Annotated in this window: 10 protein-coding genes; 6 read left to right on the plus strand and 4 right to left on the minus strand. The window is 59.6% G+C overall.

Translation table 11 applies throughout. The features are described 5' to 3' along the window. Positions 1-78 precede the first annotated feature (78 nt). Complete coding sequence (locus TC41_RS14980) at positions 79-504, minus strand: universal stress protein (protein ID WP_014465919.1); 426 nt, start codon at positions 502-504, stop codon at positions 79-81. A 105-nt stretch (positions 505-609) separates the two neighbouring features. Then, positions 610-2,709 (minus strand): peptide ABC transporter substrate-binding protein, encoded by a 2,100-nt coding sequence (locus TC41_RS14985; RefSeq protein ID WP_081462300.1) that lies wholly within the window; start codon positions 2,707-2,709, stop codon positions 610-612. 286 nt (positions 2,710-2,995) lie between these two features. Between TC41_RS14985 and TC41_RS14995 the strand changes: the two genes are divergently transcribed. Beyond that, positions 2,996-3,898 (plus strand): AraC family transcriptional regulator, encoded by a 903-nt coding sequence (locus TC41_RS14995; protein ID WP_014465921.1) that lies wholly within the window; start codon positions 2,996-2,998, stop codon positions 3,896-3,898. A 77-nt stretch (positions 3,899-3,975) separates the two neighbouring features. Further along, positions 3,976-6,042 (plus strand): beta-galactosidase, encoded by a 2,067-nt coding sequence (locus tag TC41_RS15000; protein WP_014465922.1) that lies wholly within the window; start codon positions 3,976-3,978, stop codon positions 6,040-6,042. 96 nt (positions 6,043-6,138) lie between these two features. Here the strand turns inward: TC41_RS15000 and TC41_RS15005 are convergent, their stop codons facing one another. Next, positions 6,139-7,353, minus strand: coding sequence for an ammonium transporter (locus tag TC41_RS15005; RefSeq protein WP_014465923.1), 1,215 nt, complete (start codon positions 7,351-7,353; stop codon positions 6,139-6,141). A gap of 3 nt (positions 7,354-7,356) precedes the next feature. Further along, positions 7,357-7,722, minus strand: a complete 366-nt coding sequence (locus TC41_RS15010) for a P-II family nitrogen regulator (RefSeq protein ID WP_008338402.1) — start codon at positions 7,720-7,722, stop codon at positions 7,357-7,359. Between the two features lie 276 nt (positions 7,723-7,998). On the opposite strand from TC41_RS15010, the gene TC41_RS17345 reads away from it, so the two are divergent. From TC41_RS17345 to TC41_RS15030, 4 genes are all read left to right on the plus strand, one after another. After that, positions 7,999-8,433: a helix-turn-helix domain-containing protein gene (locus tag TC41_RS17345; protein WP_374952878.1), complete on the plus strand. Its 435-nt coding sequence runs from the start codon at positions 7,999-8,001 to the stop codon at positions 8,431-8,433. A 577-nt stretch (positions 8,434-9,010) separates the two neighbouring features. Further along, on the plus strand, positions 9,011-9,859 hold the full coding sequence (locus TC41_RS15485) for an ATP-binding cassette domain-containing protein (protein WP_049784390.1): 849 nt from the start codon (positions 9,011-9,013) through the stop codon (positions 9,857-9,859). 958 nt (positions 9,860-10,817) lie between these two features. Continuing rightward, entirely contained in the window at positions 10,818-11,465 is a 648-nt protein-coding gene (locus TC41_RS15025; protein ID WP_041695554.1) for a hypothetical protein, read from the plus strand. A gap of 12 nt (positions 11,466-11,477) precedes the next feature. Further along, positions 11,478-12,254, plus strand: a complete 777-nt coding sequence (locus tag TC41_RS15030; protein WP_041695555.1) for a hypothetical protein — start codon at positions 11,478-11,480, stop codon at positions 12,252-12,254. Positions 12,255-12,263: the final 9 nt, after the last annotated feature.

The raw sequence follows: 12,263 nt of genomic DNA on the forward strand, positions 1-12,263 counted from the left end.
CGCCCATCACACGACGAGCCCGTGCTGCGGGCCGTTGCCAGGTCCCCGCAGCACGGGCTCGTTCCCTTTCTGCTCGCTTCACCGCACCACTAGGACCGCCTGCTTCGCCCGGTGCAGCACGGCCGTGCTCACGCTGCCCATGAGCAGCCGGTCCACGGTGCTTTTGCCGTGGCTGCCGAGGACGATGAGATCGGCCCCCAACTCGTCTGCGGCGCGCACAATGCGCTCAGCAGGCGCCCCGTGTTCGACGCGGAACGCCACTCGCGGGCCAAACGCCGCGAATCGCCGCTCGATCTCGCCGCGCAACTCGCCGGCCAGCTTCTCCGCCTCCCGCTCCATCTGCACCGCGTACTCCGCGGTCCACTCCGACGTCGGCACCGCAGGCACGTGCACAAACACAGCGGTCAGCCTGGCTTCCGGCCACTTTTCTAAAAAATCCCTTGCAAAATCACCAGCCCGCCAAGCGCAATCCGATCCGTCTACAGCCCACACGATGTGTTTCACGGCCGCGCCTCCCCTCCGTGTGAGGCGCCGGGACGGCCCACGGCGCCTCGTTCACCCACTTTCAGTCTATCACCAAATCGCAGGCGCGGACGCGCGAATCGCCGATCAGCGCACAGACAGATACTGCATTTGATAGAATCCGCCCCAGGACCACGGGTTCGGCTGCGCGCCCGTGATGCCCGTGCGCTCGAGGTAATAGGTTTCAGCGTAGTAGAGCGGAATGGTGTATCCCTGCTGAATGAGCTGAGTCATGAGCTTCGCAGCCGTGGCCGCGGACGAGAACATATCCGGGCTGTTCTGATACTCGGCCTGCCACATCCGCCAGTTGCGGACATCGTTCGACTCGTGCTGATCCCAATAGACTTGCACGTCCAGGCTGCCCGTGTTGATACCGCCCCCGCCGGATCCCTCGGAGTAGGGTGCCACAAACTTCCACGCCTGCACCCATGCCGCATGCTTGGCCGCGGGCGTCTTGGCCTGCTTAAACTGCGCCACAATCTGGTTCCACTGCTGGGTCAGCGTCGGCGATCCCGGCGGGTTCATGATCTTCCTCCACGTTGCGGGCTGCTCGGCTGTCCACTTGTTCAGGTAGGCGATGTCCGCCTGTGCGGCTTTGACGAGCGGCGCCCACTGGCTCCACGTCACGCCCATGTTGGGGTTGTTCGGATCGCCGTACTTCTGGATGGAGGCGGGATCGTACGGCGTGTTATACCAAGGCAAGACGTGTTGCACGAACGCGATGGAATACCCGTACGTGCCGGGCCAGTAGATCCCCTGATCGCCGCCCAGGTTGAGCGAGGCGGGGTCCAAGTCGTTCGTCCCGCCCACCGCCACGTTGTAGCCGGGCTGGATGCCTTTCTGGGGGCCGCCGTAAGTCAGGTTGCCCCATTCCGTGCTGTTGAGCTGCACAATCTTGGTGTGGATCCCAAGGTTCTGTTGCAACTCTTGGGCCACCGCCTCCGCCACCGGTACGAGCTGTGGATTGGAGGAAGGCACCTCTGCGTACAGATAGAGCGTCGGGAAGCCCTTGCCGCCGGGATATCCAGCTTTGGCGAGCAGTGCGCGCGCCTGGGCGACGTTCTCGGGCAGGCCGTGCTCGTACTTGGCCGTCGGCCACCCCGGCACTGAGAACGTCGTGGTGGTCCCCGCCATGCCGCCGAGCACATCCTGCACGATGGGGGCCCGCTCAATGGCCTCCCCGATGGCCTGCCGCACCAGCGGATTGGTGAGCGGCGATGGAACAGCTGAATTATCGTACTGGAGATACGTCACGGCATAATCCGGCGCCTTGTGCAACTGGGCGAGGAGGGCCGGATGCGTCTTCACGTACTGAAGATCCGACGGCGTGCCTACTTCCACCACGTCCACCTTGTTCGCCATGAAGTCCTCCACGGGCACGCTGGTGCCCGGCACCACGTCAATCTCCTGTGCGTTGCCCTCGTTCACCTCGCCCGGATGACCCACGTATTTCGGGTTGCGCACCAGGACCAGCGTCCCGTTCGGCGTGAACGACTTCACCGTGAACGGCGCATCGCTCACGAAATACGGCGGCATGAACCAGTCGGTGGGATGCGCCTTTGCCACCTGCTCGTTGATGGGCATCGATCCGGCCTCGGCGAGATCGCCCAGGATGTAGTGAGGTACCGTTGTGGTGATCTGGAGCGTGTACGGGCCGAGCACCTTGAGGCCCAGTTGGCTGAGCGGCACGGTGCCTGCGTGATACGCGTACGCGTTTTTCACGACGTTCAGCACACTCAGCCACAGCTGGCCGTTGGGATTCGAGGGGGCCAGTTGCCGCATGTAGGCGTAGTAGAAGTCATAGGCCGTGACCGGCTGACCGTTCGACCAGCGCGCGTCGCGGCGGATCTGGAACGTCCACGTGAGCCCGTCCTTGGATAGCGTGTACCCCGCGCAGAGCTTGGGCACAATCTGATTCTGCTGATTGTATCCAAACAGCCCCTCCATGATGGTCCCCTGATCCACGAGAATCTGCGGCCCCCACTGCGACGGATCGAGCGTCGTCAGGTTGCTTCCCGTCGGCGCCGTGATCCGAACCACCCCTTGCGAAGTCGTCGCAGCGCTCGCCGCCATGGCAGCCGCGTTTGTACCCTTCTCCGCGGGCGTTCCACACCCCGCCAGTCCTCCTGCGGCGCCCAGCACGCACATGACTGTCGCCCCTGCGATCCACTTCACTCGTCTGCGCACAGCGACCTCCCCTTTCTCTTCGATACCGGGTTCCTGGCAGCGCTTTCACCGACGCCGCGGGATTCGCGGGTCGGCAGGATCTGCCTGTGCACCGTATTGTAGTCGCGCTGCACAGACGCGAATGAGAAGATCGTGACTGAAAATCGAACAATTTTGACATCCGCTGTCCTCTTCAATCTCGCCACCGTCTTGACAGATTGCGTTGCGTGGCGCATGCTGACACTGGAGTGCACGATTCGGGTGCCAACACGCTCCTCTGAAATCGCTTGCATGCGAGGGACTTCGGGTGGAAGCCGTACATCTCCTTGAACACCGGCAGCACGGCGACGCGAGCTTTCACATCCAGGCCTATCACGTCGTTCTGACGCCCGGGCCATACCAGCAGACGGTCAACCTGCACTGGCACAGCGAGGCCGAGTTCATCGTCGTCACGCGCGGCAGCGTGTGTCTGCAGGCGGGCAGCCAGCTCCACGTCCTCGGGGATGGCGGCGTCGCGCTTCTCAGCGGTGGGGAACTTCACAGCATGGCCGCCCCCGGCAAAGGTCCTTCCGAGTGCAAGGCCATTGTCTTTGGGCTCGACCTTCTAGAGAGCCCTTCGGGCGATCGCGTCCAGCAGTCCTACCTTGCGCCGCTCGCGTCGGGAAAGCTGCGGTTGCCCGGCGCCATCGCGCAGGACCACCCGATTCGGCCACATCTTGCGGCGAGGCTTTGCGAGATCGCCGAAGCCCTGGAAGAACAACCTGTCGGCTACGAGCTCACGGTCAAGGGCTGTCTGTACGACGTGCTCGCGCAACTGTTTCGAGCCAAACTGCTGGTTGAAGACAGCCCCAGGCGGGAGCTGGACGACCGGCGTGCGGACACGCTCAAGGCCGTCCTCACGTACATTGACGCGCATCTCAGCGACAAACTCCGCCTGTCTGATCTGGCGCGCGTCGCCAACATGAGCGAAGGACACTTTTGCCGATTTTTCAAGAAGATGACCCACCGCAAGCCCATGCAGTATGTGAATGAGCGGCGCGTGGCGCGGGCTGCGGACCTGCTGAAAGACCCGAATCGAAGCATCACGGCCATCGGCATGGACCTCGGTTTTCACGACGTGAGCTATTTCATTAAGGTGTTTCGAAGCTACAAGCACTGCACTCCCCTCGCCTACCGCAAGGCGCTGCTGAAAAAGCCGCTGCGCAGTTGAGCGCGTCTACAGAGGCTTGCGGCTTGTGCATGGACTCGAGTCCATGGCGAATTCAACGCGGAAGGGAAGGTTGACCTGTGGCGAAGCACGCACCCATTTTCCCGAACGTTCAAGGTTTTTTGCACGGTGGCGATTACAACCCGGATCAGTGGCTGGCGTATCCCGACGTCCTCGAGCAGGACGTCCAACTGATGCGCGAAGCGAAGTGGAACGTCGTCTCCCTCGGCATCTTCTCCTGGGTGAGCCTGGAGCCCGAAGAAGGGGTGTTCACGTTTGACTGGCTCGATGAGACCATCGAGCGGCTGACGCATGCGGGCGTGCGCATCCTGCTCGCTACGCCGAGCGGCGCGCGGCCGGCCTGGCTGTCCGCCAAATACCCCGAAGTCCTTCGTGTCGGTCCCGACGGGCGGCGCAACCGGCACGGCGGCCGCCACAACCATTGCTACACATCGCCCATCTACCGCGAAAAGGTGCGGATCATCAACCGAAAGCTGGCGGAGCGCTACGCCCATCACCCGGGCGTGATTGGCTGGCACGTGTCCAATGAGTACGGCGGCGAATGCCACTGCCCGCTGTGCCAGGAGGCGTTTCGCGACTGGCTGAAGCGGAAATACAAGACGCTCGATGCGCTCAACCACGCGTGGTGGACGCCGTTTTGGAGCCACACGTACACGGAATGGTCCCAGATTGAGTCGCCCATGCCGCACGGCGAGATGTCGATACACGGACTCAACCTCGATTGGAAGCGGTTTGTGACGGATCAGACGGTCGACTTCTGCCGCCATGAAATCATGCCGCTCAAGGAAGTCAACCCGAACCTTCCGGTCACCACCAACTTCATGGGCACGTATCCGGGCCTCAACTACTGGCGCTTCCGCGACGCGCTCGATGTCATCTCGTGGGACAGCTACCCCCGCTGGCACACGCACGAGACGCTCGTCCCGGAGGCCGTTCACACCGCCATGGTGCACGATCTCAACCGCGCCATCCTCAAGAAGCCGTTTCTGCTCATGGAGTCCACGCCGAGCGTCACCAACTGGCAGGCGGTGAGCAAGCAGAAGCGGCCTGGCGTGCACGTGCTCGTCTCGCTCCAGGCCATCGCGCACGGCGCCGATTCGGTGCAGTACTTCCAGTGGCGCAAGAGCCGCGGTTCCTGCGAGAAGTTTCACGGCGCTGTGGTCGATCACGTCGGCCACGCCAACACCCGCGTCTTCCGCGATGTCCAAGCCGTCGGCGAGATGCTGGAGCGACTTGCGCCGATGGCCGGCGCGGAGGTGAAGGCGGACGCGGCCGTCATCTTCGACTGGGAGAACCGCTGGGCACTCGAGGACGCCAAGGGCCCGCGGAACATCGGCATGCACTACGAGGAGACGGTGGAGAACCACTACGCGGCGCTTTGGCGGATGGGCGTGCCGATGGACGTGATCGACGAGGAACAACCGCTGGACGGGTACAAACTGGTCGTCGCGCCGATGCTCTACATGGTGCGTCCAGGCGTGGCCGCGCGCATGAAGGCGTTCGTGGAGCGGGGCGGATCGCTCGTCCTCACCTACTGGTCCGGCATCGTGGACGAGAACGATCTCGTCTTTTTGGGCGGATTCCCGGGCCCGTTGCGCGAACTTGCGGGCGTGTGGGCGGAGGAGATCGACGCCCTGTACGACGGCGAGCGCGTGCCGGTTCGGGCCGTCGACGGCAATCCGCTTGGCCTCGCGGGCCATTACCAGGCGCGCGAACTGTGCGAGGTAATCCACCTCGAAGGCGCGGAGCCCATCGCGGTGTACGACGGCGAGTACTACGCGGGCATGCCAGCGGCGACGGTTCACCGCGTGGGACAGGGCAAGGTCTACTACATCGCGGCGCGGCTCGACGACGCGTTTCTGCGGAATATCAGCGCACGCATCGCTGCCGATGCCGGCGTGACGCGTGCCCTCGAGCGGGAGTTGCCCGATGGCGTGAGCGCCATGGTGCGCGCGGGGGATGGCGTGGAGTACGTCGTGCTCATGAACTTCACGCCCGAGGCGCGCGAGGTGGCGCTCGATGAAGCGGAGTACAAGCTACTCTATGGCGAGTCGCCGACAGGCGGCGCGGTCCGGCTCCCGGCCTACGGGGTGAGCGTGCTCGAGCGCCCGGCGCGAAATGGGTGAACGCCGGCGCGGCTTAGCCGTGAGGTCCCGAAGCGACGAATGGCGATCCGGCTGTAACGGCCGGACCGCCAGCGTCGCTTGAGGAGATGCGCGACTTCAAAGGTCGGTGAATCGCTCGAGCTCGTTGTACGCAGGAATGCCGTGGGCGACGACGTCGATACCCTCCTCTTCCGTCTCGGCGGACACGCGCAGGCCAAGGACGCGATTCAGCACCCACCCTATGCCAATCGATGTGAGCAATCCCCACAGCGGGTACACGACGCAGGCCAAAAGCTGGACCAGGGCCAGGTGAACGTGACCGGTGGTGAAAAGGCCGCGCGTGGTGTCGAACAGGCCCACCGCGAGCGTCCCCCATACGCCGCCTGCCCCGTGGACCGCGAAGGCGCCGACGGGATCGTCCACTTTCCAGGCGTCGAGCCAACCGGTAACGAAAACCACCAAAATGCCTGCCACGACGCCGATGACTACGGCCGCCCAATGGGAGACGAACGCGCACCCGGCCGTGATGGCCACCAGCCCTGAGAGCACGCCGTTCATCATCATGCTGGGATCCGCCACTTTGAAGCGGATCATGGTGACCATCACCGCGGCGGCACCGCCAGCCGCAGCCGCGATGACCGTGTTCAGCGCGACGCTCGACAGACGCGGATCGTAGGCGTTGAGCGTACTGCCCGCGTTGAAGCCAATCCAGCCGAACGCGAGGATGAACGCCCCGGCCGAGGCGAGCGGGATGTTGCTCGGCGCAAACACGTTCACGCTCCCATCAGCGTTGAATCGCTGCGCGCGCGGGCCGACGCTCTTGGCGAAGCCGAGCGCCATGAATCCGCCCATCGCGTGGATGACGGCCGATCCGGCGAAGTCCTCCATACCGAGATTGCCGAGCCACCCATTTGGCCCCCACGCCCAGTGCGCGCCGAGCGGATAGACTAATGCACAGACCAGGATGACGATGATGACATACGCGGAAAACTTCATCCGCTCCGCCACGGCGCCCGAAATGATGGACGCCGCCGCGATGGCAAACCCGATTTGAAAGAGAACGAAGGCGGCCTGCGGCACGTTCGCCGGGGCGACGGCAGGCCCGAACCCCCACAGGTGCGCGACGTCCAGTCCAAACGCCAGGTGCACGCCCACGAGGTAGAACGCCAGTACCCCGAAGGTGAGGTCCACAAACACCTTCATCGTGACGTTCACCGCGTTTTTCGTGCGCACGAGCCCTGCTTCCAACAGGCTGAACCCGCCTTCCATGAACAGGACGAGGGCGGCCGCGAGGACCACCCAGACGGCGTTCAGCGCGGTCTGTGAAGACATGAACTAGGTGTCCTCCCTCTTCTGATTCAACTCGTCGATGGTCTCGTCGATCTCGCCGGTGCGAATGTTGTACGCCTCGAGGATGTCGTACACAAAGATTTTCCCATCGCCCATCTTGCCCGTCTGCGCGGCCCCGATGATGGCCTGTACCGTCGCCGGCACGTAGTTGTCCGAGACCACAATCTCCAGCTTGATCTTTGGGTGCAGGTTAATGTCGTACGCGTGCCCTCGATACACGCCGATGGCGTCCTTCTGCTGGCCGCGCCCCTGCACCGGAATGACCGTGAATCCCGTGACACCCACCTGCCGCAGGGCCTTGATGGTGGTCTGGAGCTTCTCTGGACGAATGATGGCATCGATGCGTTTCACAAAACGTCCTCCCCGGGGCCTCGGCCCTTCGGCCGAGGGCTAGATTCAGTGTAAATCTTGCACACCGTTGTTGTCTACGCAATATGTAAATTAAGTTAACGCAAGCGCATACAAAGCTGACATGAAAATTCGGATTCCCCGCACTGACACCCTCAGGATTGGATGGTGTAAACGACGTCTCCACACAGAACAAACCTCCTTCGCGTTCTTTCAATTCCATGGAACCTATTGACCTGGAAGATACATGCGGATATGATGAACCAAAAATGCTATGTTATGGTTGCGTTTCGCTCAGACGCAGCGTATCCCGCTGTGTTCGTCACGGGGTTCACTTGTGTTCTGGTCGAGGTGAGACTCGATTTGTCGAGTACGGTAAGACTCTCTGCCCGTTGCTTGTGGGACCGAGAAAGGCAATCGATTGTGCGCTCGGGAAAAGAAATTCTGTTGTCGGATATGGAGTTTCGATTGTTAGATGAATTATTCAGAAAACGCAATCAGATCGTCCCAACATCCGATCTTATTTACGCTTTATGGAATACTGTTCCTACAGCATGTCGAGCCAATCTGGCCAATCTCATCTATCGTCTTCGAAATCATCTGGGAGACCGCAGCCTCATCGTGAGCGTGCACGGAGTGGGCTACATGCTGCGAGTATCTCAAGATTATCTTGAAAGAATTGTTAATCAGATGGTAACCATGGTTGTCGCTTAAGATGAGAGACACCGTCAAATCACGACCGTGAGCTACAGAATCTACAAGGAGGGCGAAACGCATGCGCACACGAAATTTGCTTTGGACAGGCGTTAGCGTCGTCTTTGGTGTATTCGCAGGAGGTGCGGTTGCGCTGGCAGCTGCAGTTCCACAAACGACCGTCTCGGGCAATGCAGGACATTCGTATTGTAACCTCGGCTGGGACTATGGAACAGTTGGAACAGCTGAGGTTGGTGCTCATTCGACCCAGGGTAACATCGTAGGAGGTGCTTTCACAATTACATACAGCGATGGAGGTTCCCATTCGGGTCCCGTCAACTTTTGGCCTTGGCAAAAGAACTCTCCGGATTGGTCGGCGAGCAACACGCACACGTTCCCTCGTGCCGGTGTGTACACTGCGACGTTGACTGGATACGCCATCGTTCAGTTACAGAACGGCCAACAAACACAGGCAACCTTTCTCGCGCCCACAAGCGCCGCGTACATCAGAGGATGATGCTATGCATCCATTGAGACATGCGGATGCGCCGTTGAATCTTGGGCGGCGCTTCGCGAGCGTTTGGGAGGGCCATACGACTTGATTGAAATTTTGCACATGGACAAACGCGTTGGGCGGTCGTGGATTCTCCGAGACGTCAACACTGTCCTTCAACCCGGCCTCACGGTGATTGTTGGCACGAACGGATCTGGTAAATCAACTCTCATACGGTGCATCGCAGGGCAATGGCGACCTACGCGCGGGGAAATACGATTCAACGGGAAGCCCATCCGACGGTTAGGCCCGGAAATGGGTGTACTCCTCGATCCGCCATCTTTCTATGAGCATTTGACGGCGAGTGAAATGCTTGCCTACTATGTTCATCTTACAGGAAGGAAATGGATATCTGAATACGACGAGCTTCTTCACCGCTTTAGTGTGCCCGAAGACCGTATACGTGGCTTTTCGCGTGGGCAGAAACAAAGGCTAGGTATTGTCTGTAGCGTCTGGAGCCAACCGAAAGTTTGGATACTCGACGAACCCTTCACGGGATTGGACGCCCGGGGAGTCGACGCGCTATGGAAGGAAGTCGACAGGGCTCTCCGAACACATGCAGAGCACGTTGTGATGGTGCTTCACGCGGCATACGGCTTTCCCCAAAAAATTCGTCAGGTGGTTCGAATCTCCAACCACACTGTGGATTTCTGCGGTTCCCGAGTCGAGTTTGCACAGCGAGTGCTTGTGGAGAGAAACGGTAAAATGGATGCGAAATGGGCAGATGTACTCAAACGGAACCATGTGCCCTTTCAAGAGGGGGAAAATCCGGTAGAAATCATTCTATCCCCCGAATCTGAAATGTTCAGTTACGCAGTGGAATGTCTCCTGAACGCAGGTTTTCAACCACTCGCTGACGAAACGGCGCACCACGCAAGGAGTGACGCATTTTGATTCAAGCTCTTCGCGCCGAGTGGATTCGCATTCGGCGTCACTGGGTGGCATGGCTTTCCCTCGCAACAGATGTTGGATACCTCATTTGGCAGTTGCATTCGGACATGGTTGCACGCGGACCGTTGAGTGTCACTTCGAGGGAGTGGACTGGCTTCTACAGTTCGGAGTATGTCATTCCTTACGTTCTAACATGGTTGTCAACTCCTTATTTATTTCGCGTTGGGATTTGGGCTGCGACAGGTGCTTTGTGGTCGTGGAACGACTGGCGGCCTTCTATGCCCTCGGAGCATCTGGTTAGATTCCCGCACGCGACGCGCACATGGGTGTTCACACGATTGATTTCCCTCCTAACACTTGCATGTCTTACACAGGTCGCTGGCGTCATGGTCGCGATCTGCATTTGTGTGTTCCACGGATTTTGGCCGTCTGGGTCACACCTCCTCTTGTGCATTCGCGTCGCCACTTCAGGCATCTTATTCGCGTGGACCATGGGTGTGATGGGTCTCGCGTTCATGGCACTATGGTCCAACTTCGCACTTGGTGCGCTGAGTGCCTGGACCGCATGGTGGCTACACTTCACGACGGAGCCCCGAATCTTGAACGCGATTACCCTATTCATATCTCCGAGAGTGTCGTGGATTCTTGCGGCTATAAGTCCATTTGACAACCTGAGCGTTTTGACACAAACCACGTTTACATGGGGTACGAGGCTCGCTGCCCGCGGATCGCCAACCACTTATCCGTTTACGGATGCAAGTCATATTGGCATCTATCTTGGAAGCAGCGCGAGCACTCATTGGATTCTCATGCGCTATCTTCCAACATCGTTCGCTGCTTGCGCCTTGCTCGGCGCCGAACTCACTCTTTGCATCGCATTTACCGCGTGGGCTTTTGGAAAGGTTGGTAGAGCCGAACCGAAACGCTTGGTGCGCCAGGACATTCGTGCGGAGGTGGACTCGTGAATTCCGTTCGCAAATTCATCATCACCGGGTTCTGTGTAGCTATCGGAGTGATGCTGGTCGCATACTATGTCGTCATTCCGGCGTGGACGCACCGTTCAGATGCCGCGAGGCTTCGCACCGCCGAGCAGATGTGGGCCGAGGCACATTCGAAGAGTCTCCGTATGCGAGACCTTGTCGTCGCGAAGATCGGTCCTTACAGCCTGACTAGCAGAGATGTATATTTTTTCTACATGAGTACTCGACAGTCACAGAGTGCGATGGAATCAGCTCTTCGCTCTCCTAATGCATCCTCGTTTGAAGACAGTTGCTCAGGACTTGTGCAGTCGTTGGCGCTGATGGTTGGGGCAGCGCAGAAGTGGCACATCTCTATCCCGTCCGACTTGTCAGAATACATCCGGGAGCAGCTATCGCCGTTCTCCGACGCCAGACCGTCAAATTGGTCAATCGCGATGATGAAGGCTCGCGCGAACCACCTGTCCTGGGAAAGTGAAGTTGACTGGATTCCGAGTTTCGTCGCAGCACAGTTAGCGAAGCGCTTTCCGCAAGTGCTTCAGAACATGAACAAAGATTTGCAGGCCTACCGCGCTCACGTGGAATGGATCATTCCTCCAGAAAAAATGGTGTCTCTCATTTCGTCAACGTGAGGAGGTGCTCGATTGTGGAAGACCGTCCGCCGCCCGCTTCTTCTGGGCGGTTCCCTTTGGTGGATAGGTAGCTTAGCTTATGGACTTGCGGCATGCGCTACACAAAGCTCAGGATTGGGTTCTGAAGTTCATCTGAACCTTGTCGAGACCGTGGAAATCGCTCTCGCGTGGGCGAATTCCCCTGCATCTACATTTCTGTTTGGCGTCTGGATTTCGTTCATGTTTTGGCACGATATGCGTCAAGGCATGGATGGAGAATTCCGTGTTCGAGGCCTGACGTTTCTCCATATGCTTTGGAGGCGCTTTACTTGGCTGATGGCGGCCGTGACGCTGGGACTGTTGTTGTTAATCGCATTCCTCTCGGCGGGAATTCTCGCCTTCCCACCACTAGACTCGCAACCCCCGCAAGTCGTTCCGACTGCGTGGCTCCTTGCCTCAACGATAATCAAGCTAACGTTCATCGCAACTACAGCGGCTGCTGTAACCGTGGTCAGCCACGCGCTGTTTACAGGAACGCTTTACAACTTGGTTTTGTGTATATGGATGATCCAGGTCGAACGCCCAGGGTCCGGGGTACGTGTACCCCTCAGTCCTTGGAGCATTCTCGACGCGCAGGCCGTACGCGAAATTCCTGACTTGCGCAAAGCCGCCCCATGGATGTCGGATATGGCCGCGACGTCTCCCATCATCATGACTGTGAGTGTACTTCTTTTCTTTGCGTGGACCGCAATCATCCTATCCTGGGCCACGGCGAAGTATGGGACCCGCGTCGAGCGTGCTCATTTTTAAGGGCTGGGC

The sequence above is a fragment of the Alicyclobacillus acidocaldarius subsp. acidocaldarius Tc-4-1 genome (assembly GCF_000219875.1).
Classification (GTDB): domain Bacteria; phylum Bacillota; class Bacilli; order Alicyclobacillales; family Alicyclobacillaceae; genus Alicyclobacillus; species Alicyclobacillus acidocaldarius_A.